Source organism: Mycobacterium sp. AT1 (assembly GCF_002043095.1).
In the GTDB taxonomy this organism is placed as follows: Bacteria; Actinomycetota; Actinomycetes; order Mycobacteriales; family Mycobacteriaceae; genus Mycobacterium.
In genome coordinates, this window is sequence record NZ_MVOC01000002.1 from 45011 (window position 1) to 70268 (window position 25258).

General features: G+C 67.8%; 21 protein-coding genes and 1 pseudogene. 13 read left to right on the forward strand and 9 right to left on the reverse strand.

Going from position 1 to position 25258, the window contains the following annotated elements; translation table 11 throughout:
• Positions 1-80 precede the first annotated feature (80 nt).
• Both B1790_RS00420 and B1790_RS00425 read left to right on the forward strand, forming a co-directional pair.
• Positions 81-3281: a bifunctional cytochrome P450/NADPH--P450 reductase gene (locus tag B1790_RS00420; RefSeq protein ID WP_079921303.1), complete on the forward strand. Its 3201-nt coding sequence runs from the start codon at positions 81-83 to the stop codon at positions 3279-3281.
• A gap of 25 nt (positions 3282-3306) precedes the next feature.
• Entirely contained in the window at positions 3307-3903 is a 597-nt protein-coding gene (locus tag B1790_RS00425) for a TetR/AcrR family transcriptional regulator (RefSeq protein WP_079921160.1), read from the forward strand.
• Positions 3904-4005: 102 nt separating this feature from the next.
• Here B1790_RS00425 and B1790_RS00430 read toward each other — a convergent pair whose 3' ends face one another.
• The gene (locus B1790_RS00430; protein WP_079921161.1) at positions 4006-5220 is read right to left on the reverse strand and encodes an acetyl-CoA C-acetyltransferase; all 1215 of its coding nucleotides are present in this window, start codon (positions 5218-5220) and stop codon (positions 4006-4008) included.
• A gap of 153 nt (positions 5221-5373) precedes the next feature.
• On the opposite strand from B1790_RS00430, the pseudogene B1790_RS00435 reads away from it, so the two are divergent.
• Positions 5374-6057, forward strand: a pseudogene (locus B1790_RS00435) (NADPH-dependent F420 reductase); the annotation flags it as partial.
• 10 nt (positions 6058-6067) lie between these two features.
• On the opposite strand, the gene B1790_RS00440 reads toward B1790_RS00435, so the two are convergent.
• Both B1790_RS00440 and B1790_RS00445 read right to left on the reverse strand, forming a co-directional pair.
• The gene (locus B1790_RS00440) at positions 6068-8929 is read right to left on the reverse strand and encodes an RND family transporter (RefSeq protein WP_079921163.1); all 2862 of its coding nucleotides are present in this window, start codon (positions 8927-8929) and stop codon (positions 6068-6070) included.
• On the reverse strand, positions 8926-9366 hold the full coding sequence (locus B1790_RS00445) for an MmpS family transport accessory protein (RefSeq protein ID WP_079921164.1): 441 nt from the start codon (positions 9364-9366) through the stop codon (positions 8926-8928). Before B1790_RS00445 ends, B1790_RS00440 begins: the two co-directional genes overlap by 4 nt.
• A gap of 123 nt (positions 9367-9489) precedes the next feature.
• Here B1790_RS00445 and B1790_RS00450 point away from each other — a divergent pair, with 123 nt between their 5' ends.
• From B1790_RS00450 to B1790_RS00465, 4 genes are all read left to right on the forward strand, one after another.
• Complete coding sequence (locus B1790_RS00450) at positions 9490-9786, forward strand: metal-sensitive transcriptional regulator (RefSeq protein WP_079921165.1); 297 nt, start codon at positions 9490-9492, stop codon at positions 9784-9786.
• Between the two features lie 37 nt (positions 9787-9823).
• Entirely contained in the window at positions 9824-10450 is a 627-nt protein-coding gene (locus tag B1790_RS00455; RefSeq protein ID WP_079921166.1) for a hypothetical protein, read from the forward strand.
• A 182-nt stretch (positions 10451-10632) separates the two neighbouring features.
• A complete protein-coding gene (locus B1790_RS00460) occupies positions 10633-11817 on the forward strand; it encodes an NAD(P)/FAD-dependent oxidoreductase (RefSeq protein WP_079921167.1) in 1185 nt (394 codons plus the stop codon).
• 59 nt (positions 11818-11876) lie between these two features.
• Complete coding sequence (locus B1790_RS00465; RefSeq protein WP_079921168.1) at positions 11877-13085, forward strand: lycopene cyclase family protein; 1209 nt, start codon at positions 11877-11879, stop codon at positions 13083-13085.
• On the opposite strand, the gene B1790_RS00470 is transcribed toward B1790_RS00465, so the two are convergent.
• Genes B1790_RS00470 through B1790_RS00480 form a run of 3 tightly spaced genes read right to left on the reverse strand, consistent with a single transcriptional unit; the run spans position 13060 to position 17561 of the window.
• On the reverse strand, positions 13060-14469 hold the full coding sequence (locus B1790_RS00470) for an FAD-binding oxidoreductase (protein WP_233164859.1): 1410 nt from the start codon (positions 14467-14469) through the stop codon (positions 13060-13062). The genes B1790_RS00465 and B1790_RS00470 overlap by 26 nt on opposite strands.
• Positions 14470-14520: 51 nt before the next feature.
• Positions 14521-15792 carry a threonine/serine exporter ThrE family protein gene (locus B1790_RS00475; RefSeq protein ID WP_233164860.1) on the reverse strand — a complete coding sequence of 424 codons (1272 nt, stop codon included), beginning with the start codon at positions 15790-15792 and terminating at the stop codon, positions 14521-14523.
• A gap of 35 nt (positions 15793-15827) precedes the next feature.
• On the reverse strand, positions 15828-17561 hold the full coding sequence (locus B1790_RS00480; protein WP_233164861.1) for a CocE/NonD family hydrolase: 1734 nt from the start codon (positions 17559-17561) through the stop codon (positions 15828-15830).
• Between B1790_RS00480 and B1790_RS35140 the strand changes: the two genes are divergently transcribed.
• Positions 17521-18015 (forward strand): hypothetical protein, encoded by a 495-nt coding sequence (locus B1790_RS35140; protein ID WP_233164862.1) that lies wholly within the window; start codon positions 17521-17523, stop codon positions 18013-18015. The two genes, B1790_RS00480 and B1790_RS35140, sit on opposite strands and share 41 nt — an antisense overlap.
• A gap of 382 nt (positions 18016-18397) precedes the next feature.
• Here B1790_RS35140 and B1790_RS00485 read toward each other — a convergent pair whose 3' ends face one another.
• Genes B1790_RS00485 through B1790_RS00495 form a run of 3 tightly spaced genes read right to left on the reverse strand, consistent with a single transcriptional unit; the run spans position 18398 to position 20512 of the window.
• On the reverse strand, positions 18398-19756 hold the full coding sequence (locus B1790_RS00485) for an FAD-binding oxidoreductase (RefSeq protein ID WP_158083717.1): 1359 nt from the start codon (positions 19754-19756) through the stop codon (positions 18398-18400).
• A 34-nt stretch (positions 19757-19790) separates the two neighbouring features.
• The gene (locus B1790_RS00490) at positions 19791-20174 is read right to left on the reverse strand and encodes a DUF4267 domain-containing protein (protein WP_079921172.1); all 384 of its coding nucleotides are present in this window, start codon (positions 20172-20174) and stop codon (positions 19791-19793) included.
• A gap of 20 nt (positions 20175-20194) precedes the next feature.
• Positions 20195-20512 (reverse strand): NIPSNAP family protein, encoded by a 318-nt coding sequence (locus B1790_RS00495; protein ID WP_079921173.1) that lies wholly within the window; start codon positions 20510-20512, stop codon positions 20195-20197.
• 120 nt (positions 20513-20632) lie between these two features.
• On the opposite strand from B1790_RS00495, the gene B1790_RS00500 reads away from it, so the two are divergent.
• From B1790_RS00500 to glnT, 5 genes are all read left to right on the forward strand, one after another.
• The gene (locus B1790_RS00500) at positions 20633-21208 is read left to right on the forward strand and encodes a TetR/AcrR family transcriptional regulator (protein ID WP_079921174.1); all 576 of its coding nucleotides are present in this window, start codon (positions 20633-20635) and stop codon (positions 21206-21208) included.
• 70 nt (positions 21209-21278) lie between these two features.
• The gene (locus B1790_RS00505) at positions 21279-21944 is read left to right on the forward strand and encodes an XRE family transcriptional regulator (protein WP_079921175.1); all 666 of its coding nucleotides are present in this window, start codon (positions 21279-21281) and stop codon (positions 21942-21944) included.
• Positions 21941-22516 carry a HutD family protein gene (locus tag B1790_RS00510; protein WP_158083718.1) on the forward strand — a complete coding sequence of 192 codons (576 nt, stop codon included), beginning with the start codon at positions 21941-21943 and terminating at the stop codon, positions 22514-22516. Before B1790_RS00505 ends, B1790_RS00510 begins: the two co-directional genes overlap by 4 nt.
• A 138-nt stretch (positions 22517-22654) precedes the next feature.
• Positions 22655-23845 carry an FAD-binding oxidoreductase gene (locus tag B1790_RS00515; protein WP_079921177.1) on the forward strand — a complete coding sequence of 397 codons (1191 nt, stop codon included), beginning with the start codon at positions 22655-22657 and terminating at the stop codon, positions 23843-23845.
• On the forward strand, positions 23842-25233 hold the full coding sequence (gene glnT, locus B1790_RS00520; protein ID WP_079921178.1) for a type III glutamate--ammonia ligase: 1392 nt from the start codon (positions 23842-23844) through the stop codon (positions 25231-25233). The genes B1790_RS00515 and glnT overlap by 4 nt, the downstream gene beginning before the upstream one ends.
• Positions 25234-25258: the final 25 nt, after the last annotated feature.

A 25258-nucleotide genomic window follows, 5' to 3' on the forward strand; every position in this document is an offset into this window, starting at 1 on the left:
TTAGTCAGTCGACATTGTCGTATGACCATGTCGTATGTACGGTGGGTTCCACCACCCCGACCCACCCGAGGACGTCCGCCATGACCACTGCCAATGCCCCGTCGATGCAGGCGATCCCCGAGCGCGCCGCCCTGCCCTTCGTCGGCCACGCGCTCGGCATCCCCGCCGGCGCCGACGGACTGCTGCATCTGATGGCCGAGGCGAAGGAGCTCGGGCCGCTGTTCAAGCTGCGCATCTTCGGCACCGAGGTCACCATCGTCTCCGGCCTGGACCTGGTCACCGAACTGTCCGACGAGCGCCGATTCCGGAAGAACGTGCACGCCGACTTGGTCTATCTACGCCGGATCGGCGCCGACGGACTGTTCACAGCCTTCAACGACGAACCCAACTGGGCCAAGGCTCACGACATCCTGATGCCGGCGTTCTCCCTGTCCGCCATGCGCGGCTACCACACCACGATGCTGCGGGTCGCAAGGAGCCTGCTGGCCAAGTGGGATCGCGCCGGCGACCAGCCGGTGGACGTGGTCGCCGACATGACGCGGCTGACGTTCGACACCATCGGCCTCTGCGGGTTCCGGCACGACTTCGACTCGTTCGGCCGCGAGGAGCCGCACCCGTTCGTGGGAGCCATGGGGCGTGCGCTGGCATTCGCTCAGGCCACGGGCGAGTCGATCCCGGGCACGGAGGTGCTCAGGTGGCGGCGGGCTCGCCAGTTCGACGAGGACGTCCGTTCGATGAACGCCCTAGTGGACGACGTGGTCATGCGGCGCAGGGCCTTGGGCGACACCGGAATGGACGACCTGTTGGGCCGGATGCTCCACACCCCGGATGCCCGAACCGGCGAACCGCTCGACGACGTCAACATCCGGCACCAGGTCATCACCTTCCTCATCGCCGGGCACGAAACCACCAGCGGCGCAATGTCGTTCGCGCTGTACTACCTGACGAAGCATCCAGCCGCGCTGGCCCGTGCACGTGCCGAGGTGGACTCGATGTGGGGTAGCGTGGACGACCCTGGACCGCGGTACGAGGACGTCGGCAAGCTGACCTACATCCGGCAGGTGCTCAACGAGAGCCTGCGCCTGTGGCCGACGGCTCCGTCCTACGCGGTGGAGCCTCGGGAGGACACCGTCATCGGCGGCAAGTACGCGGTCGGCAAGGGCGAGACCCTGATGGTGCTCACGCCGGCGCTCCACCGCGACCCCGCCTGGGGCGACAACGTCGAGTCCTTCGACCCCGACCGCTTCACCACCCGCCGCGAGGAGTCGCGGCCTGCCCACCTGTTCAAGCCCTTCGGCACCGGCGAACGGGCCTGCATCGGACGCCAATTCGCCCTGCACGAGGCAACTCTGGTGCTCGGCCTGCTGGTACACCGCTACCGGCTCAACGATCACGCGAACTACCAACTGAAGCTCAAGCAGACCCTCACCATCAAGCCTGACGGATTCACGGTGGGCATCGCACGTCGTACCGACGACGAGCGTGCGGCACCGATCGCCGTGGTCGACCCCATGCGGCGGCACCGCGACGTCGCCCGCCGTCCCGCCTCCGGCACGGCACTGACCGTCTTGCACGGCTCCAACCTGGGCACCTGCGTAGGCATTGCCCGCGACCTCGCCGACGGCGGCAGCGACCTCGGCTTCACCACCGCCGTCGCGTCCCTAGACGAAGCCGTAGGCGCGCTATCCGCCGACGGCGGCGTCGTCGTGATCGTCGCCGCGTCCTACAACGGGCGCCCCACCGACGACGCGGCCGCGTTCGTCGACTGGCTCGAGCGCCTGGTGCCCGGCTCGCTGCAGGGCGTGCGGTACGCCGTGCTCGGCATCGGGGACCGCAACTGGGCCGGCACGTATCAGCGCATTCCCACGCTGATCGACGAGCGCCTGGCCGCGGCCGGCGCCGCCCCCGTGGTGGCTCGCGGCGCGGCAGACGCCTCCGCCGACCTGACGGGCGTCGTAGACCGATGGACTGCGGGGCTGTGGGACGCGCTCATCGAACCGAACGCCGGTGGCCCCGCCAACTCGGAAACGATTGCAGCCGAACACCAATCGCTCTACGAAGTGTTGGACGCCGCCGACTCGGCAACCGGGCAACTGGCGGCCCGTCACGGCGTGCGACCGATGCAGGTGTTGGAGGCGCGCGAGCTGGTCGACGTCACCCATCCTCTCGGCAGGTCGAAGCGGTTCCTAAAGCTACGGCTGCCCGACGGCGTCGGTTACCGCACCGGCGACCACCTCGCCGTGCTCCCCCGCAATCCCGACTCCCTCGTCGCACGCGTCGCCGACCGGTTCGACCTCGACCTGGACCGCACCGTCACGATCCGGGTACGACGCCAGAGCCGCAACGCGTTGCCCGTTGACCGTCCGTTGACCCTGCGCCACTTGCTGACCGAGTTCGTCGAATTACAGGATCCCGCAACTCGACAGCAGGTGGCGACGCTGGCGGCCCACATCCCATGCCCACCCGAAGGACGCCCGCTTTCTGACCTAGCGTCCGCACCGCAAGCGGACTTCGACGAGCAGGTGACCCAGCCCCGGCGAAGTGTCCTCGACCTGATGGAGCGCCACCCCGCGTGCGCGTTGCCCTTCGAGGAGTTCCTCGAGGTGCTGCCAGTACTGCGACCGCGGCACTACTCCATCTCCTCGTCGTCGGAGACCACGCCCGGCGAGGTGGACGTCATGGTGTCGCTGCTGACCGCCCCGCATCGCCGCGGCGACGGCATGTACACCGGCATCGCGTCGCACCACCTGCAGACGGCCGAGGCCGGTGACGTCGTCCAGGCCAGGGTGCTGCCGTGCTGCGACGCGTTCCGGCTGCCGTCTGATGCCTCGATTCCCGTCATCGCGGTCAGCGCAGGCACCGGACTGGCGCCATTTCGTGGTGCCATCCTCGATCGGCTCCACCATCAGGTAGTCGGAACACTATTGTGCTACTTCGGATGTGACGCACCAGAGGTCGACTTCCTGCACCGGGCGGAGCTCGAGGCGGCGCACGCGGCGGGGGTCGTCGACTTGCGACCGGCCTTCATGCACTCCCCCCGGGACGGTGTCCGGTTCGTGCAGGACCGCATCGAACGAGAATCCGACGAGGTGTGGGCGGTCCTGCAGGGCGGCGGGCGCGTCTACGTCTGCGGCGACGGCCGCCGCATGGCGCCGGCGGTCCGTGCCGCCGTCATCTCGGTGTACCGCAAGCACACCGACGCGGGAGTCGGGGAGGCCGCCGCGTGGCTGGACTCGCTCGTCAAGTCTCAGCGCTACGTCGAAGACGTCTGGGCCGGGTAGCCAGCCGGATCGTTAGGATCAACTCATGGCACATGTCCCGGTGACCGAGCGTCGCCCCCAATTGATACGGGCGGCAATCGATCTCATGACCAGGGAAGGTGTAGCCGCCGCCAGCACCCGTGCCATCGCCGCCGAACTAGGGGTTGCCCAGGCCACCGTGCACTACACGTTCGGCAACAAGGAGGAGCTCTACCACGCGGTCATGGAGCAGCTCACCGAGCAGCTGGTCGCCCAAGTCGAGCAGGCCGCACCACAGGACCCGGACTTCGACCGGGCGCTGGGCACCCTCGCCTCGGCGCTCTGGCAGACGGTCCGCGAACAGCCGACCAGTCATCAGCTCCTCAGCGAGCTCACCATGTACGCACTGCGCACCCCTCGCCTCGGCACCGTCGTCCAGGACCACTACACCGGCGTACTCGCCGTGACATCACGGCTGATCGAGGAGGCTGCGGCACGAGCCGACCGCCAGCTCGCTCAGCCCGCCGACGCCATCGCCCGCTTCTTCCACGCCGGCTTCGACGGCCTCACCGTCCAGCACCTCGTCCATCCCGACGACGCCGCCGAGGCCTCTTGCCTCCGGGCGTTGGTCGCCGCCACGGCTGCTCTGGCGGCTGGCGACTGACCGTCGCGGCGACAACCCGCTAGCAGCGTCAATACGCCGGAACAGTGGCAACACCGAAACCGACTGGCGCAGTTAGTCGTTCGCATCGGCAGTGGCCAGTTCTCACCGGACCGTCTCGAACACCGCCGCCAACCCCTGGCCACCGCCGATGCACATGGTCTCGAGAACGAACCGCGCGTCGCGGCGTCGCGCTTCGAACGCCGCGGTCGCCAGAATGCGGGCGCCGGTGGCCCCGATGGGGTGACCGAGAGAGATTCCCGAGCCGTTCGGGTTGACGCGATCGTCGAGCGGGTCGACCTTCCACTCCGACAACACCGCGAGTGCTTGGGCGGCGAACGCCTCGTTGAGTTCGATCAGGTCGACGTCGTCGAGGGTGAGCCCGGCCCGATCGAGGGCGGCGGCCGAAGCACTCACCGGGCCGATGCCCATGACGTCGGGTGCGCAGCCGGTGACGGCCCACGACCGCAGCGCCAGCATCGGGGTCAGACCTCGTTTGTCGGCTTCGGCGCGGGTGGTGACGATGCAGATTGCGGCGCCGTCGTTTTGGCCGGAGGCGTTTCCGGCGGTCACCGTCGACTGGTCGTCGACCTTGATGCGCATGGGGCGCAGCGCGGCCAAACGTTCGACGGTGATGTCGGCTCGCGGATGCTCGTCGCGGTCGACGACGGTGTCGGGTCTGCCCCGCGTCCCTGGAACGGTGACGGGGACGAGTTCGTCGGCGAACCGTCCCGCCTCGTGGGCGGCGACGGCGCGGCGGTGCGAGCGGACCGAAAGCTCGTCCTGCTCCTCCCTGGTGATGCCGTACTGGCGGCGCAGGTTCTCGGCGGTCTCGATCATCCCGCCGGGGACGGGATATGTCGTGCCACCAGCTGTTTCGCGGGCCCGGTCGAGACGATCCAGCAGAGCGATGCCGCCCTGGCGGACGCCGCTGCGCAGCCCGAGGGCGTAGTGCTCGACGTTGGACATCGATTCAGCACCGCCTGCCACCACGACGCGAGCCGCGCCGGTGGCGACCTGCCCCGCGGCGTACAGCACCGCCTGCAGGCCCGAGCCGCAGCGGCGGTCGATTTGCAGACCGGGCACGCCGGTGCCGAGTCCCGCATCCAGCGCCGCGATTCGTCCGATGGCCGGCGCTTCGCCGTTGGGGTAGCCGTTGCCGAGAACAACGTCGTCGACGTCACCCTCCCCCAGGCCGGAGCGGGCGACGAGCGCCTTGAGCGCGATCGTGGCCAGCTCGGCGGCGGACAGCGAGGCGAGGACGCCGCCCATTCGGCCGACCGGTGTGCGTAGCGGATGGCAGATCACGACGTCGGTCATCGCTCCACCGTAGGACTCCGATTGGACGGTGTGAAATACATAGAAGTGGTCGATTGAGACCCTAGAGCTCCCAATGTCCTACCGGCCGGTCTGGAATAGGCCGGCTACGACCGGCGTTGCCGCAACGGGGCTGTCACCAACTCGCGGAGGCGATGCATGAAGATCGGAATCATCGGCGCAGGACAGATTGGCGGCACGTTGACACGCCGCTTGCGCGAACTGGGACACGAGGTTGCCGTCTCGAATTCACGGTCGCCGGAGACACTCGCAGAGCTCGCGGCCGAAACCGGCGCGACCGCGGTGTGGGCTCGGGACGCCGCGACCGACGCGGATCTCGTCATCGTGAGCATCCCCCAGAAGAACGTGCCCGACCTCGCCGACGGAATCGTCGACGCCCGCACGCCGGGCGCCCCGGTGATCGAGACCAACAACTACTACCCCCAGCAACGCGACGGTCAGATCGCGGCGATCGAGGACGGCCAGGTCGAGAGCGCGTGGGTCGCGGAGCAGATCGGCGCACCGGTGTACAAGGTATTCAACGGAATTTGGTGGAAGCACCTGCTCGAGAACGGAAAACCGAGCGATGCGGCGAACCGCATCGCGCTGCCCGTGGCAGGTCAGGACGGTCCCGGCCGTGAACTGGTGCACGGGGTCGTCGACCAACTTGGGTTCGAACCGGTTGACGCAGGGCCGATATCCGAGTCCTGGCGGCAGCAGCCCGGAACTCCGGTGTACGGCAAGGACTTCGACGCCGACCGCACGCGTGGGGCACTCCGCGCGGCCACCCGCGAGCGGACGCCCGAGTGGTCCGCACGCACCGACGGGTCACCCGAGTAGGCGGCTCCGGCTATCCGCTTGCGACCGTCGGCGCGTCCGGCACTGCGCCTGCGACGCCTCGGACGTCCTTGCGGCGCGGGCGGTTCGGGATGTCCAGCGGCCACCAGAACCACCGACCGAGGATCGCCGCGATCGACGGCGTCATCAGGGACCGCACGATCAGGGTGTCGAACAGCAACCCGAGTCCGATCGTCGATCCTGCTTGCCCGATGTGGCGCAGGTCGCTGGCCAGCATCGATGCCATCGTGAAGGCGAAGACCAACCCGGCGGCGGTCACCACGCTTCCGGTGCTGCCCATCGTCCGGATGATGCCGGTCTTGATTCCCGCCCCCACCTCCTCCTTGAACCGTGACACCAGGAGCAGGTTGTAGTCCGAGCCCACCGCCAACAGGATGATCACCGAAAAGGCGAGCACGATCCAGTGCATGTCCATGCCGATGATGCGCTCCCAGATCAGCACCGACAACCCGAACGACGCACCGAGCGACACCACGATGGTGCCGACGATCACCAAGGACGCCACCAAGGCGCGGGTGATGAGCAGCATGACCAGGAAGATGAGCACGATCGCGGCGAAGGCGGCGATCATCAGGTCATACTTGGCGCCACTCTGGATGTCCCGGTAGGTGGCCGCCGTACCGGTGAGCGAGACCTTCGCTTCGGCCAGCAGGGTCCCCTTGATCGCTTCGTGGGCGGCGATGATCTCGTCGTCCACCACCGAAATGCCTTCCTCGGTCGCCGGATCCACGTCATGGGTGATGATCAGACGCGCCGCCTTGCCGTCCGGGGAGAGGAACAGCTTCAGCCCGCGTTGAAAATCCGCGTTCTGGAACACTTCTGGTGGAAGGTAGAAGTAGTCGGCGCTCTTGGAGGCGTCGAAGGCCTGTCCCATCGCGGTTGCGGTGTCGGTCAGCTGTTGCATTTGGTCGAACAATCCGGCGAACGTGGTGTGGATGGCCTGCAGGGTCTGCTGCATGGTGGTGGCGGTGGCGATGATGGGCGGCAGCTGCGCGGCCAGCTGCGGGGTGAGTGCGTCGATGTCGCCGAAGTCCTTGATAAGGGCTCCCATGTCGTCGCTGAATCCGTCGACGCCGTCGACGGCGTCGAACGCCGACCGGGCTCCCCAGCACACCGGGATGTTGAAACAGTTGGGCTCCCAGTAGAAGTAATTGCGCAGTGGACGCACCGCGTCGTCGAAGTCGGCGAGGTGGTTGCGCATCTGGTCCACGGAGTCCTTCATTGCGGACATGTCGGTGACCGTGCGACCGGTGGCGTCGGAGAACCGGGTCATCATCGTGTGCATGGTTTGCATTGACGTGATCATGGTGCCGAGGTCGGTGGCCATCGTGTCCATGTCGTCGATCCGGGTCTTCAGGAACTGAAGGTTCTGGGTGATCGGCACCGACTGCATGCTCACCTGATACGGAATGGAGCTGTGTGCGATCGGGGATCCCAGCGGCCGGGTGATGCTCTGTACCATGGCGATTCCGCGAATCTCGAACAGCTTCTTGGCGATCTTGTCCAACACGATCATGTCGCTGGGGTTGCGCATGTCATGGTCGGATTCGACCATCATGATGTCGGGATTGAGCCGTGCCGCGCTGAAGTGCTTCTCGGCTGCGTTGTATCCCTCGTTGGAGGGCACCGTCTCGGGAATGTAGTGGCGGTCCTCGTAACTCGTCGTATAGCCGGGAACCGCAAGGATTCCCAGGACGGCAATGGCAGTCGCCACGGCCAAGATGGGAACGGGCCAGCGGACCGTCGCCGTTCCGATGCGACGCCAGCCCCTGGTCTTCATCGCGCGTTTGGGTTCGAGCAGCCCGAACCTGCTCGCCACGGCAAGGATCGCCGGTCCCACTGTCATCGCTGCGGCGACGACGACGACCACGCCGACCGCCGACGGGATGGCCAGCGATTTGAAGTAGGTCAACCGGGTCAGTCGCAGGCACAGCACCGCGCCGGCAATGGTCAACCCGGAACCCAGGATGACGTGTGCCACGCCGCGAAATGCGCTGTAGTACGCCGTCTCTGGGTCTTCGCCCGACTGTCGCGCCTCGTGGTAACGCCCGATGAGGAAGATGGCGTAGTCGGTTCCGGCGGCGATTGCCAACGCGGTGAGCAGGCTGACCGCGAAGGTGGAGAAGTCGAGGAGCTTGGCGTGGCCCAGCAGCGCGACCACGCCGCGCGCAGTGCCCATCTCGACGCCGACCATCGCGAGGATGAGCAGCACCGTGCTGATCGAGCGGTACACGATCAGCAACATGATGGTGATCACGGCCATCGTGACAGCCATCATCATCACCATGCTCTTGTCACCGGCAAGGGCGGTGTCGGTGGTCAGTGGTGCCGGCCCGGTCACGTAGGCCCGCACCCCCGGGGGCGCCGCGGTGCGGTCCACGATGTCGCGCACCGACTCGACCGAGGCGTTGCCCTGGGTGCTGCCCTGGTCACCTGCCAGGTTTAGTTGCACGTACGCGGCCTTGCCGTCGCTGCTCTGCACGCCGGCCGCGGTGACCAGGTCACCCCAGAAGTTCTGGATGTGTTCGACGTGGACGGTGTCCATCTGCAGCTTGTCGACCAGGGTGTCGTAATAGCGGTGAGCCGCGTCGCCCAGCGGTTGGTCGCCGACCAGCACGACCATGGCCACGCTGTCGGAGGTGAATTCGCCGAACTTCTTGCCCATCGCCTTGGCCGCCTCGACCGCGGGGGCATCCGGCGGAGACGACGACACCGCATTCTGCTGCCCCACCACCTCGATCTGGGGTACCAGCAGGTTCAGGGCGGCTGTCACCGCCACCCAAGCGAGAATGATCGGGATCGCTGCCACCCGGATGACCCGGGCAGTGCGCGACTGGCCACCGTGGGTGCTCATGCGGACTTGTCCAAGCAGAATGCCTGCGCATCGCGCCCGGATGCGTGCTGTTCGGCGGTGACCTTGCCGTTGACCAGAATCCGGCAGCCCAGTGTCCAGACGTCTGCCTGGGCAACGAGGTTCGCGAACACACCGGGATCAGTGGTGGTCACCGACACCGACCACGGCAACTCGGTGAAGCTCGCCTCGCGAGTCCGCCCGTCTACGTCGAGGTAACTCACCGAACCAGAGGCTCCCGGTGGACCGACGACCTCGTAGGTCACCGTCTTACGGTTGAACGCCACGATGACGTCCGTCCCTGCCTCACCGGCCGACGCCGGCAGATCCGATCCGAAGAACCCACGCAGGCGCGAGACCACGACACCGGCGACCATGACGGCCACCACGACGATCAGCACTACCCAAAACCGTTTGATCACGGCGGTTATCGATTTCATCACTGCTTTCCGATGTATAGGCGCGGCGGACGACCCGGACCCGGGACCCCCGCCACGTATGCGGCATCCGGCGACAGGCCGACAGAGGATTTATACCATACGGGGTATGGTATAAATGACCCCATGGAGAAGAACGAGCCGATCACCGCGCACCACAGCGCTGACATCAACGCCACCCTCAACCGCCTCCGCCGTGCACACGGTCAGCTGGCCGGGGTGATCGCCATGATCGAGCAGGGTCGCAACTGCCAAGACGTCGTCACCCAGCTCGCGGCGGTGTCCAAGGCGCTCGACCGGGCGGGATTCAAGATCATCGCCACCGGCTTGCGCGATTGCCTCGACCAGCCGAACGTCGGCGCGGCCGGCGCTCCGGCGATGACCATCGAACAGTTGGAGAAGTTGTTCCTCAGTTTGGCGTGACGCCCAACCCGGAAGCGCTACGAAAGGACGTACGACAATGACCGAATTTCACGACGAGACGGATCCCCGAACCGCGTCAGTGACCATATGGCTCGACCCGGTGTGCCCCTTCTCCTGGAACACCGCCCGCTGGCTCGTCAAGGCAAGTGACGCAGTCGGTTTCGAGATCGACTGGCAGCTGGCGAGCCTGGCGATCCTCAACGAGGGCCGGGAGCTTCCACCGCAACAGCAGGCGCGCATGTCCGACTCACGCCGCATCGGCAGGCTAATGGCCGCCGTCCGCCGCGAGACAGGATCGGCAGGCCTGTCCGCAGGCTACTTCACCTTCGGTGAGCACTACTTCGACCAGTCGCCCGGGGTCGTCGATGACGACCTGGTCACGAAGGTGCTCACCAGTGCCAACGCCGGTGGCGTTTCCGCTTCCGCGCTGACGGACTCGTCCCTCGACGAGCTGGTGGCGACGTCCCACGCCTGCGGACAGACCGCCCTCGGCGAGACCGGCGGTAGTCCCATCGTGTCCGTCGGCGGACATGCCTTCTTCGGACCGGTGCTGACCTCCGTCCCCACCGACGATCAGACTGCGCCGCTGTTCACAGCCCTCGCGACGCTGGCGGCTACCAGCTCGTTCACCCAACTGCAGCGCCCTCGCCCGGCTCACGACTAGAGGACCAGCCATGTGTCACGCAGTGAAATGCCGCACCTGCGGAAAGACCACCTGGTCGGGATGTGGCCGCCACGTCGACGCGGTGAAACGGGGGGTGGCCGCCGCCCAGTGGTGCGGCGGTCACCCCGAGACCCAAGCTTCGACACCCCGCCGAAGTCCATTCTGGAAGAGAAGGTAGGAACATGACGAGCAACAAGCAACTGGTCATCCTCGGCGCCGGCATCGGCGGCCTCAGCGTCCTCAAGGAACTCGCCGCCACCGGCATCTCGATGGCCGACGTCGACGTCACGATCGTCGACGAGGACTTCTCCCACTTCCTCGGTTTCACGCTGCCGTGGGTGATGCGCGGATGGCGCGAAGAAGACAGCATCCCCATTCGGCCGAATGCCGAAGCCCTGCAAGGCATTCACACCGTGGCCGGGTCCGTTCAGCGCGTCGATGCCGAACAGCGCACCGTCACGCTCGCGGATTCGACCGTCATCTCCTTCGACGCCCTGGTCATCGCCACCGGCGCACGCAACGCCGTCGACGCGGTCCCCGGGCTGCAACGGGCCGTCGACGGTGGAACGGCCGTGCACTACTACAGCGCTGCAGCCGCCGCAGACGCCCACCGCGCACTGACCAGTTTCACCGGCGGGAAGCTGATGTTCCTCGTCACGTCGGCACCCTACCGGTGCCCGGTCGCCCCGTACGAAGGCGCACTGCTTGCCGCAGACCTGCTGCAGGACAACGGTTCCCGTTCGGCGACGACTATCGACGTCTACAGTCCGGAGAAGCAGCCGATGCCATCGGCCGGCCCCTACGCGGGTCAGGAGCTCATCACCATGCTCGCCGGCAACGGCATCGAGTTCCACGGCGAGAGCAGTGTGGAGAAGGTCGACGGCGATCGTCGACGCGTCGAATTCGCCGACGGCTCGGTGGCCGACTTCGACCTCCTCGTCTTCGTCCCGCCGCACCGGCCCGCCGTCACCCTCGACGGAGAGGGCTGGATCACCGTCGACGCCGCCACCATGCAGACTGCGCACCAAGGGATCTTCGCGATCGGCGACGCGACGACCGTGACGTCCCCCTCCGGGCGCCCTCTTCCCAAAGCCGCGATCTTCGCCAAGAACGGTGCGGCCGCGGCAGCGCAGAACGTCTTGCTGTACCTCGGCAAGACCGACCACGCGAATCCCCTCTCCGGTGAGGGCTACTGCTTCATCGACACCGGATCGCACACCTCGGCCCAAGGCAAGGGCGACTTCTTCGGTCTCCCCCACCCAGCGATCCACCTCACCGCACCCTCGGCCGAACTCCATCACGACAAGCAGCAGGAAGAAGACGATTGGCGGGCACTCTGGGAGGCGGAGTCGGTCGCCGCGAACTGAGCGTCCCGCCACACCCGCTACCTTCGTAGTGTGTGGGCACGCTTTCGAGACGGGGCGCGATGACGCACGCGGACGTTCTGGTGGTGGGTAGCGGGCCGGCAGGCCTTGCCCTCGCCGGGGCGTGCGGGCGACTCGGATTGACGACCGAATTGGTGGACCCCGCCCCGAATCGGCCGTGGACGGCGACCTACGGCATGTGGAGCGGTGAACTTCCCGCCGACATTCCGACGTCGGTGGTCGCGGCGCGCGCCGCCGGTCGTGCGATCGCCGTATCGGAGCACCAATTGGGTTGGGAATACGCCGTTCTCGACGTTCCTGCGCTGCAAGCGCACCTTGCCGACGGCCTGACCGACGTACGCGTTCACGCCGGGCGTGTAGTCGGGTCTCCTGAGGCTGGCGTCGTCGACTTGGCGGACGGGTCGCAGCTGCGAGCCTCGGTCGTCGTCGACGCCGGGGGTGGAGCGCGGCCGTTGGATCGGATCAGGCCGCGCCGACCGGCTGCTGCCCAGACCGCCTACGGACTGGTCGTCGACGAGGACGCCGCCGCGCCGCTCGTGACGCCCGGCGACGCCTTGTTCATGGACTGGCGCGCCGATCATGGCGAGACGGGCTGGCCGACGTTCCTCTACGTCATCCCGCTCGGCGGTGGCCAGGTACTGGTCGAGGAGACCTCACTGGCGCGCCGGCCCGGTCTACCGCTGTCCACCTTGCGGCGGCGACTGCACGCCCGGCTGGCCCACCACGGTGTCCGGCCACCGAATGACGCTCGCAGCGAACGGGTCTCGTTTCGGGTGGATCACCCGCGGCACCGCGGGTCCGGCGTGCTCGGCTTCGGTGCGGCCGCACCGCTCATCCATCCCGCGACGGGGTTCAGCCTGGCCAGCACCCTGCGACTCGCACCGCAGGTCGCCTCAGCACTCGCCACGCACCTGCCGGCCGACCCCGGCGCGGCCCTGGCGGCCGCGCAGAAGACCGTGTGGCCGCTCGACGCCCGTGTGGTGCACCACGTCCGGCGGATCGGCTTGGAGTCGTTGCTGCGGATGCCACCCACCGACGTCCCGGCCTTCTTCGAGCAGTTCTTCGCGCTTCCCGAGCCGCACCGCTGGACGTACCTCACCGCCCGGGACGACGTCTCCGGCATCGTCGCGGCGATGAACTGCCTCTTCCGGACCTCGGGTGGGCGGCTGCGTCGTCACCTCGTCACCTCGGCCCTGCGTCCCGCGGTGGCGAGCAACGAGCCAGCTACTCGAACATCTTGCCCGGGTTGAGGATTCCCGCAGGGTCGAGGGCTTCCTTGATGGCGCAGTGCAGTGCCATCACCGTCGGCGACAGTTCGTTGACCAGGCCGCCGCGCTTGAGCAAGCCGACGCCGTGCTCACCGGTGATGGTGCCGCCGAGGTCCAGCGCGGCATCGAGAATGCCGTCGAACGCGGCGTGAATTCGTCGCCACTGGTCGGCGTCGTCGTCGGGAGGTCCGATGATCAAGGGGTGCAGGTTGCCGTCGCCGGCGTGCGCGATGTTCGCGATGTGCACGTCGTGTTGACGCGCCAGCGCCTCGATGCGGGCCAGCATCTCCGGCACGTTCTCCTTGGGCACGCAGACGTCTTCGGTGATGACCGGCCCCAGCCGCTCGAGCGCCGGGTACGCCAGGCGACGGGCCGCGAACAAGGCCTCGCCCTCGGCGGCGTCGGTGGACCGTTCGGCCCAGTTGGCGCCGCTGGTGCGGAAGAGCTCGACGATCTCGTCGGCGAGTGCGGTGCCGGTGGGCTCCGGGTCGTCCACCCTGGCGAGCAACAGCACGTCGCCCGCGTCGGTCAGACCCATCTGCTTCCAATCGTCAACGGCGCGTAGGCAATATCGATCCATCAGCTCCAACGCCGAGGGGGTGATGCTCGCCGCGCCGACCGCGCGCACCGCGACGCCTGCGGCAACCAGCGACGGGAAGAAGCCCGCCACGGTGATCGGCGCGCTTGGCAAGCTGCGGAGGCGAACCGTGATCTCGGTGACGATGCCAAGGGTTCCCTCGGACCCGACGAGCAGGCCGACGAGGTCGTAGCCCGCGACACCCTTGGCGGTTCGGCGCCCGATGCGCACCACCTCCGCCGACCCGGTCACCACCTCGAGCTGGAGGACGTACTCGCGGGTGACGCCGTACTTGACGCAACACAGTCCGCCTGCGTTGGTGGCGACGTTGCCGCCCAGCGTCGACCACGGAGAACTCGCCGGATCGGGCGGATACCACAACCCGTGCTCCGCCACCGCGGCTCGAAGATCGTCGTTGACCACACCCGGCTGAACCACCGCCAGCCGTTCCAACGGGTTGATCTCGAGGATCTCCGACATCGCCTCCAAGGAGAGCACCACGCAACCGTCGACGGCGTTGGCGCCACCGGACAACCCGGTGCCCGCTCCGCGTGCCACCACGGGGGTGCGGTGCCGCAGACAGATCTCGACCACCTGGCGCACCTCTTCGGTGCTGCGGGCACGCACGACGGCTGCCGGCTCTCCGACCGGAGCCCCCGCCGCCTGATCCCGGCTGAGACTGCGGGCCACGTCGGCGTCGACGACCACTCGTCCGTGCGGGAGTGCGGCCTGAAGGTCTCCGACGAGCGTGTCGGCGGCGCTCATCAGTGGCTGAGCCGGTGGTGTCATGCGGTGACCTCCAGTGCCTCGGGGCGCGTGGTGAAAAGGCTAGTCCCGACGTCAGCGCGGCAGGCTGCGGCCCAGCCGACCACGCGCGCTCAGCGGGTACCCGCGTCGCAGCCTGCCGAGCGCACCGCCGACGGACCGCGCGACCGACGCTCCGACCAACAAGCCGACAGCGATCGCGCAGACCACCGTCACGACCCCGAACGCGTTCGCCCCACCACCGTCGGGGTCGGTGACCAGCGCTGTGGTTGACAGCAGCCCGAGACTGCCGGGGACCAGCAGCCAGAACGCCGGAAGCATCACCACCAGTCGCGGCAGATTCGGACGGACGGCCTCGACGAGCGAGGAACCAAGGGTGGCGGCGACGGCCCCGAGAAAGCTGCCGACCGCGGCGCCGCCAACGTGCTGCCCGAAGCTCTGGGCGGCGAAGGCGAGGATCAGGACCACGGTGATCCAGGGCAGCAGCCGCACCGGGGGGCTTTCCAAGACCCCGATGCCGACACTGATCAGGATCAGCCCAACCGGGGCGGCCCACCAGCCGAGTGTCTCGACACGCAGATTGGTCAATTCGGCTGCCGGCAAGGTGATTACGTGACTTGCCGCGACGATGCCGAGGGTGAACAACAGCAGCTGTACCAGTCCGAAGGTCAACCGCGACGTTCCGGCCACCATGTCGCCCGCGGCCAGTTCGGACATCGCCGTGACGATCAACGCGCCGGGCAGCAGCACGGCCAACGGCGGCAGCAGCGTGCGCAGCGGTCCGTCCAACAAGTCGGCGTTGGCGGCGGCGAAGACCCCGCACGCCAAGAGAAAGGCCGCCAGCATCGGCAGAAGCGTGGCGACCAAGGCGAAGCGCTGCCCCAGCCGGAAGAGTGCCACCACCACGACCGCGCCCACGGCAGCGAAGGCGACGTTGGCGCCGCCGGGTTGGAGGATCAGCGCGATGCCCGTGGCGATCGCGATCCAGCCGAGGTTGGCCATCCACTCCGGATAGCGGGGTGGGCGATGGCGCAGGTCGCGCAGCTGTTCGGTGGCCTCGGACACCGTGAGGGCGGACTGCGCCAGCCGATGGCGGATCGTCCGTACCTCGGCGGCCTGGTCGAGTCGTAGCCCGCCCTGGACCGACTCGAACGTCGAGGGAAGGCCGCTGGCCAGGTTCAGGAACACCCCGGTCGGCGAGGCCGCGATCTGGACGTCCGGGAAGCCGAGTGAGGTGCTCACCTCGGCCAGCTCGTCCTCCACGTCGCTGACCGGCTGCCCCGTGGCCACCATCGCGGCGCCCAACTGGGCCAACAGGGCGCGGACGGCGTCGTCGTCTTCGGACACGCAGTCACTCTGCCAGGTGGGGCAAGCGTCTCCGGCTACGTGAGCACGGCGGTCCGCGCCGCGTTCACCGCCACGGCGTCGGTGATGGTCGGCAAGGACACCTGCAGGCTGGACACCGTCAGGGCCCCGAAGGCGCCGAAGTTCTCGTAGTTCGCCGTCGACGCGACCAACTGCAGCGTGAGGGTTTGACCGGGTCGCAAGGTCTGCGCCACCGGTTCCAGCGAGATGCTGATCGTGCGCGTCTTGCCGTCAAGCGTCACGGGAATGGGCGTCGCCTGGTTGCCGAGAACCGCGCCGGTCGAGTCGTCGACCAGTTGGGCGAAGACGTGCCGACTGGTCCCCGTGCCGGAGTACGTCAGGGTCACTTGCGGTGCTCCCACCACGTACGTCGTCGTCGTGACCGTGGGAATGGCGAGGTTGAAGGCGTTGGCCGCCTTGGTCGCTCCGATCGGCAGGACACCGAACAGCGGCCCCGAACCGAAGATCAACGGCACCAGCGGCAGCACACCGGCTCGGCCGCTGGCGGCGACGATCGGCACGCCCGCGGCCGTCGGACCGGGATTCGACGAGTAGTACTGCCCGCGTTGGTCGACCCATTCGAACGTCGGCCCGGTCGACACGTCTTGCCCCTTCACGTAGCGCGCCAGCCAGTTCAGCGTCGCGTCGGTGACCACCTGACCGTCGGTGGGGTCGAACAGATTGTTCGTGCAGAGTCCGTGTCCGCCGCAGAACCACAGCGTCTTGGTGGGCACGCCTGCGGCAAGCGCCGCCGCGTTGGCCTGCGCCTCCTGCAGTGAGAACAGGGTGTCGACGGTGCCCTGGATGATCAGCGTCGGCGCGGTGACGCTGCCCAGCAGCGCGGCAGGTCCGCGTTCGGCGAGCAGGGCCTGCTGCGCGGCGGTGAGCACCCCGGTCAGCGCGCCCTGGACGGACGCGGGGTAGATCGCGGGATTGGGGCGCGCGCCGGTGAGCAGGAGCGCGGCGGTAAGCAGGGTGCCCCAGCCGCTCTTGAACGCCGCACTCTTGTACAGCGAGGTGTTCAGCGTGTTCCAGGAGATGCTGGGCACGATCGCGTCGACCCGGTGGTCGGTGGCGGCGGTGACCCACTGGATGCCGCCACCGTAGGACGCGCCGACCATGCCGAACCGCGGATCGCCTGGCGAGTCGAGCTGCGCCTCGGGTTGGGTGGCCAACCAGCTGACGATGGCCGACACGTCCCTCGCCTCGTAGTCCGCGGAGTCGAGCTGAAGGACGCCGCCCGAGCGGTACTCGCCGCGCGGATCCCAGGTGACCACGTTGTATCCGGCGTGACGCAGCGTGCCGACGCCCACCGCGCCGAGCGCGTCGGTCAGGATGCCGTCCAACGGCGTGACCTCGAGACTCGTCGAGCCGGGCATCCCGAGTCCGGGTCCTTCGAGGATGGTCGGCGCGACCGTCCCGGCCCGCAGTCCGCTCGCGGGCATGAAGTGGACGTAGATCTTCGTGCCGTCGAACGACGTGATCATCACGTCGCGCGACACCGGTGCGCCGGGGGCGCCGGGTTGTACCGGGTAGCCGATGAACGGATGGATGACGTCGCCGACGATCGGGACCATGTGGATGGCGGCGACGATCGGCGTCACGAACACCGGCCCGATCACCGGAACCCGCTGCAACCACGCCAGCGGTGGCGTCTGGATCACGGCCACCGGGGGCGCGGCTGCGGTGACGGCGGCGGCCAGTTTCGGAGTGACCCCGGCATCGGACGACACGGCGGGCGTCGCCGGCACCAACGTCTCCTTGCGCGCCGCCGCGGCCACCGTCCACGAGACCGGCGAGTCCGGGGGTGAGGACGGTGACCCGCCTGAGTGGGGACCGGTCGGGTCGACGACGGCCGCGGGCACGGCGGTGACGGCGTCGTGCGTCACCGGGGTCGGGGTCGGAGCGGTCTTGGCCGCCTCCGGGGTCGTGGCCTGCGGGGATTCGACGATCGTGGGGCTGGAGGCGACGTCGGCCTCGGAGGCCGTTACGGGTTTGGCCGGTTCCGTGTCCTTGGCAGGTGCGGCAGTGTTCGAGGACGGCTCGGTGTCGGGCTTCGCCGTCGCGGCCGCGGACCCGACGGGCGTCGACCGGGAACCACGGTGCGGCTTGCCCGTGATCGTGACCGTGCGGGGGGGCTTCCCAGTTGAAACCTTCGTCGGAGTGCCCGCGTCCTCGTGCGCACCCACCGAACTCGTTGCCTGACCAGGCGACGAGCCCGACGCCGACTTCGCCGACTCGGCCGACTCAGATGACGATGACGATGACGACGAGGTGGACTGTCCGGTCGTGTCAGCCGAGGCGACGCCGCACCCCAATCCGATGACCGCGCCAATTCCCAACGCCGCGGCCAAGCCACCGATCCGACCTACGTGTGCTGATGCCCCCATGCGCCGACTGAACCCCGTTCGCGACCGATGTCGATGAGACGTGCGTCCCGACCGCGACGCTAGCGGTCTACGTCCTTTCGTGACGCTGCTTCCGTGAAGAAAGCCGTCGCGGTGAATTGGGCTCTTGGCGAGCCGCTTTGACGCCGCAATCTGACAGCGGACTCACAGCGCTCGATCCGACGAAGGCCGTCTTCGCTCTACCCGGGCAGCCAAGAATCAATCGTTGACGCGAGGATGCGCGTGGGCGCGAGGCGTCGATCTGGGTCGACGGCGGCGGCGATGCCCCCGAGGCGACTCCGTTGACTCTGATCAAGCCCGCCCGGATCGGAGGCGCGGCCGTCGGCGAAGGGCGCCGAGGAACGACCGAGGTCGGCTGTGGCGGCCGTGCCACGCAGGCGGGCCAACCCGTCCTCGACACGGGTGCGGGCGGCATCGTCGGCGGCGTCGCCCACCGCGTGCAAAAGGAGGGGGCCAGGCACCGCGGTCAACGCCCCGTCGCGGGTGGGTGCGGCGTTGTCCAGGTTGCGCAGTTCGACCATCGCCAGCGGTGAGTCCTCCCCTGCGGCGGCACTCAGCATTTCACCAGCCGTGCCGAACCCGTCCTGCCCCAGCCACCTACCCATTCCCAGTGCGGCAACGGGATTGGGCGGGTCGAGGTGAATCTGCGCGAGTCGTGCCGCGTCGGCGGGTGCCCAGCTGCTGTCCACGGCGGGTTGCGGCGCCGCGCGCAGGGCCTCCAACAGGGGACGTGCCGCCTCCGCACCCTCTGGCGACGCAAAGGACAGGTGCACGATCGGAATCCCCTGCAGCGCAGGCGGGAAGGCGGGGGCACCCGGTGGCGTGTGAAGCACGCTGAGGCTGGTCGACAGCGCGTCACCGATCTGCGCCATGGCATTCGCCCACGCCTCGGCGACCGATTCGAGCGCATCGACGCTCCACAACTGGTATCCGGCCCAGAGCTGGCGCAGCTCAACCAATTCCACGGTCAGGGCGGTGGCCACGCCGACCCCGCCGCCACCCCGAAACGCCCACAACGCCTCACGGTCGACGACGTCGTCGGCGTCCTGGGTCGCCCGCCGCGTCTGCCCGTTTCCGTCGACGTAGTCGACTGCCAGCAGTGCCGAACTCGCCATGCCGTGGGGACGGGTCAGGTACCCCACTCCGCCCCCGAACGTATAGCCGGCGACGGCGACGGTGGGCGAGGAGCCGGCCAGTCCGAGCAACCCGTCGCGCTCGGCCACCGCGTTCACCGCCGACCACGTCGCACCGGCACCCACGCGGGCTACGCGTCCCGCCGCGTCCACGTCGACCGAGTTCAATCCGGACGTGTCCACCAGCAGGTGCTCTGCGCCGATCGGCGCCCCGGCGCCGTGTCCGCTGGCCTGAACTGCGACCCGCAGGTCGTGCTTGGCGGCCCACCGGACGGCGTCGCCGACGTCGTCGGCGCTGCGGACCTGCGCCACCTTGGCTGGCCGCTGTACCACCGTGGCGTTGTGGGGGGTCGTCGCGGCCCGATAGGCAGCACTGTCGGGCGGGGACAGGAGATCGTCTCGCATGTCGGTCATTCCGTTCTGTGGGTTTCCGAGGCGCTCAGGAAAGAAGGAGGAGCGCCGTGGTGACGAGCATGACCGCGGCGGTGGCGCCGTGCACGCCGTAGGCGGTCGACTTGGCTCCGCCGCTGCGAAGCACGATGGCGGCGTCGACGAGCGGAATGATGGTTGCCGCCAGGATGATCCAGCCGAGGAGGTGGGTGGTACCCGCAATCATCACGACGATCACCAGGAGTCCCGAGGCGATGTCGCGGATGCCCTTGACGCTCAAGTAGGCGCGGGTTTCCGGTTGGTCGGCGTCGGCGAGCACGCCGTAGCCGGCGACCGCCACGCGTGGCGCCACCAGGAAGCGGGCACCGATGAAGATGATTGCGGCGGCGATGACGCCGGCGAGCACGTAGCCGATGGTGGCGGTGATGGTCATGGTGAACGCTCCTTGGTTGGTCAGTGAACGGGTGAAAACGGCGTCGGCTCAAGCAGAGTCGTCTGAACCTCGACGACGTCGTCGATGTCGAAGCCGGCCATGTCGGCGGCGAACTCCGGGCTGGCCATGATCAGCCGGGTGATCTCGTCGGGGTCGGCGCCCGGCGGGTAGCCGATCAACGCGACGAGTCGATTCCCCTGGCCGCCTGATTCGGTCCACACCCCGTGCGCGGTCACCCCGAACGTGGCGAAGGTGGAGAGGTGACGAGCCCAGTGCGTGGTCGCGTATTCCCGAAGGGCTTCGGGGGACCGCAGGGTGTAAGTCCTGAGCTGGAGCATCGTCGCCTCCTGGTGAGTGGAACCCGGAGGGTGAACGCCCTCAGGTGTTAGCAACGCTAGCTTCGCGGCGAACACCTGTCAATAGCATTGCTAGCACTTCTAGCCATGATACTTTGAGCCATGGCAATCGAAGATCGTCGAGAGCGGGAACGGGCCGCCCGCCGCGACTTGATCGTCGCCACGGCCCGCAAGCTGGCCGAGGCCGAGGGCTGGGAAGCCGTGACCACGCGACGCCTGTCCACCGAGATCGAGTACAGCCAGCCCGTTCTGTACAAGCACTTCGCCGGCATGGAGCAGATCGCCGCAGCCGTCGCAATCGACGGTTTCGGCGAGCTCGCCGACGCCCTGAGGGCAGCCAACTCCGGTGCCGGTGCGGCGGGCGACGCGCTCGGTCGAGTCGCGCAGGCGTATCTCGACTTCAGCAGGGATCACCCGGCGGTGTACGACGCGATGTTCTTGCGGGCGACCACTTTGCAATTCGCCACCGACGAAACCCCGCCCCAGTTGAGCGCGGCGTTCGCCGTGCTGAGCGATGCGGTCGGTGACGCCGCGGGCGGTCGGGATGCCCACACGCTGACCGAGGTTTTCTGGGCCGCGTTGCACGGCTTGGCCATCCTCACCCGTACGGGACGGTTGCGTCCCGGCTACGAGGCGGAGCGACTGCAACTACTCGTCGACCGGTTCACGCGAGCGTGACGGTGCGCCGGCGCCTCGGTGCCGGATCGCGCGGAGTTGGCGCCCGAAGCCGTCCTTATAGACTTTGCCGATGACGAGAACCGACCCGGTCGACGAGCACCGCGACACGGGCGATCCCGCGCCGGTCGAGCGTGAGGTTCCGAGCGACACGCCCACAGGTGTCGACCTCGAGAAGGTCATCGCCAAACGGGTTCGTGCGCTTCGCCGTTCGACCGGACTGTCGGTGGGCGACATGGCCGTCAAGGTCGGGATCTCGAAGGCCATGCTGTCCAAGATCGAGAATGCGCAGACGTCTTGCAGCCTCAACACCCTGGCACGGTTGGCCGCCGGTCTCGACGTCCCCGTCACGTCGCTGTTCCGTGGCGCCGACACCGAACGTGAAGCCGTGTTCGTCGAATCCGGTCACGGCGCGGTAATCGTCGGACGGGGTACACGCATCGGGCATCACTACGAACTGCTCGGCGCCCTTCGGGGACAACACAAACGACTCGAGCCGGTCCTCGTCACCTTGACGAATGCGAGCGAGGTGTTCCCGCTCTTCCAGCACGCCGGCACCGAGATGCTCTACATGCTCGAGGGCGTGATGGTCTACGGCCACGGCGAGTCCGAGTACACGCTGCGGCCGGGCGATTCACTGCTGCTCGACGGCGAGGGGCTGCACGGCCCGCACGAGTTGGTGCGCTTGCCCATCCGATTCCTGGCCATCACCGCCTATCCAGACGACTCGGACTCTTGACCGACGGGAACGCCCGAACGGCCCTGATCCGACGGTCCGATCGTCGGCGCGTTCCCTGGAAGAACGGCGCCGGCGCCACCGAGGTGATCGCCACCGGCGACGGAGACTCACCGGCCTGGCGGGTCAGCGTGGCCGACATCGGGCCGGGGCGGACGACGTTCTCGTCGTTCCCGGGCGTGAATCGCGTCTTCACCGTGATCGGCGACCACGGTGTGGCCCTCGAATGGGACCGCCGTACCGTCGATCTCGCCCCCCTCCACCCCTTCGGATTCGACGGCGAGCTCGGGCCGGATTGCGTTGCAGCAGGCCCGACGAAAGCGTTCAACGTGATGGTCGAATCCGCGACGACCGCCGCGCACGTCGCGCCGCACCACCTCTCCCACTCCGGCGTGCTCACCGACCCCGATGCGGAGACCGTGATCTACGTCCACCGCGGCAGCGTCGCCTCAGGCGACCACGTCGCCACGGCCGGCGATTGCTTGTTCGTCGCCCGGCAGTCCGTCGAGGCAACCGGCACCGCGACCATTCTGGTGGCCACGATGAGACCGCTGGCGGTCGACCAGCACGTGTAGTGCCGGGAAACGCTCGATACCACCGAGATACCCCTCGCTAGTCCAGCGACTCGATTGCGCCGACGTGCGCACCCCTGGGTCTAATGCTAGATTACAGTGACTCCTGTAAGGAAACATACGACCCACGAGGATCTTCACGTGCCGGACACCACCAGCTTCTTGATCGTCGGCGGCGGTCTCGAGGGACTTGCCATCGCCTACTCGCTCGCTGAACGCGGTGAAACCGACGTCCTCGTACTCGAGCGCGACACCCTGTGCTCGGGCATGACCGCCAAGTCCAGCGGGGTCGTCCGCTGCCACTACGGCACGCCGTCGCTGGCCGCGATGTCCTGGTACGGCATCGACGTATTCACCCGCGCCACAGAGCTCTTCGGCGACGACATGTCGTTTCGCCAATGCGGCTACGTGGTCGGCGTCGCCGAGAACAACGTCAAGCCGCTCGAGGCAAACATCGCGATGATGCAGGGCCTGGGCATCGCCACCGAATTCATCGACCATGACACCATGGCCGACCTGTGGCCGGGACTGCACCTCGACGACTTCGCCCTCTTCGCCTACGAACCGCTCGGTGGACGCGGCGAGGCGTACATGTCGGGCATGGCCTACGCGGCGACGGCACGCAAGATGGGCGTCACCATCCGCCAGGGCACGAAGGTCACCGAACTGCTGACCGACAGCCAGGGCTCGGTGTACGGAGTGACGGTGGCCGACGGTTCACGGATTCACGCCGACCACGTCATCCTCGCCAACGGCCCCTGGGCACCCACGCTCGCCGCCAGCGTCGGCGTCGACCTGGACGTCAAGGCGCAGCGGGCCCAGCTGGTGCTGGTCGACCAGGGCGTCCCCACTCCCGAAGTGCCCGTCCTGTCCGATCTCGCCGGTCTGCAGTACATCTGCCGCGAACCCAACGGCGAACTGCTGGTGGGCAATTCAGACCACCAGACCCCGCAGTACGTCGACCCTGACAAGTACGTCAACCGGGCCGACGACTCGGCGGTCGAGAAGAACATCGTCAAGCTCGGCCATCGACTTCCCGACATGCCTGACCCGCGCATCACCAGCTCGTACGTCGGCGCCTACGACGTCACTCCCGACTACAACCCCATCATCGGCCCGTCGCCAGTCGACGGGTTGTTCCTCGCGACCGGATTCTCCGGCCACGGATTCAAGATCGCTCCCGCGGTGGGCAAGCTCGTCGCCGACCTGCTACTCGACGGCAAGACCTCCTTGCCAAACGTCAACGCCGACGACTTCCGATACTCGCGATTCGCCGAAGGCGACTTGCTGTTCAGCCTCCATCCCTACGAGGGCGCAGGAGAAATGCGATGACCCGAGCCGAAATCGACCTCCACGACATCGAAACCAACGAGGTGACAACCTCTTTGGCGTCCCCCTCCGAGGACACCACGCGGGCGCCCACCCTGTCGGAGGTGGCGCACGCCAGTGGCACCACTTTCATCCTCGCCCTCTTCGTGACCCTGTCCGGGAAGCCGTGCGCCAAGCTCGTCCCGATCCAAGCGGTCGAACAGCTCGAAGTCGACGGCGTCGGATTCGCGGGCTACGCCGCGGGCCACATGGGGCAGGAGCCGAAGGACTCCGATCTGGTGGCGAGGGCCGACGTCACGTCGTTCACCCCCATCCCGTTCATCAAGCCAGGTCTCGCGATCGTGCACTGCGACCCGCACGTGGACGGCAAGCCGTGGCCGTTCGCGCCGCGAATCATCCTGCGGGAGCAGTTGCGCAAGGCCGCCGAACTGGGTTTCACGGTCAACGTCGGCGCCGAGATCGAGTACTTCCTGGTCAACCGCGTCAACGGGGAACTCGTCACCGCCGACCGCAGTGACACCAGCGCCACCCCCTGTTACGACGCGCGGGACGTCACCCGCATGTACGACCACCTCACCGAGATCTCCTCGGCGATGAACGCGCTCGGCTGGGGCAACTACGCCAACGACCACGAAGACGGCAACGGACAATTCGAGCAGAACTTCGACTACGCCGACGCCATGACGACCGCGGACCGGGTCATCACGTTGCGGTATCTGCTGTCGGTCGTCGCCGAGAAGCGCGGCATGCAGGCGACGTTCATGCCGAAGCCCTTCACCACTCGCACCGGCAGCGGGCTGCACATGCATCTGTCCCTCTGGGACGACGCGGGCGCCGTCTTCCCCGATTCCGACGACGAGCTCGGGCTCGGGCTGTCGCGGACCGCATACGCCTTCGTGGCGGGAATCCTGGAGCACGCCTGCGCACTGCAGGGGCTGATCGCACCAACGGTGAACTCCTACAAGCGAACCGGTGCCACCGCGACGACCAGCGGGGCGACCTGGTCGCCGCGATACGCCACCTACGGGGGCAACGACCGCACGCACTACCTCCGGGTGCCCGACAAGAATCGCGTCGAACTGCGTGGCGGTGACGGATCCGCGAACCCGTACCTTGCCGCAGCGGGCGCCATCGCCGCGGGACTCGACGGGGTGCGCCGCGATCTGCACCCCGGCAAGCCGGGCACCGGCGACTCCCCAAGCGAGATGCTGCCCATGACGCTGCTGCATGCGATGGACGCCTTCGAGGCCGACTCGGTGTTGACCGACGCCCTTGACGTCGCCGGTCCCGGCGTGGCCGAGTACTTCGCCAAGTGCAAACGCCAGGAGTTCTTCGACTGGCACAACACGGTCTCCTCCTGGGAGATCGACCGCTACCTCACCTCTTTCTGACCCACTACAACTCTTCGAGGAGGCA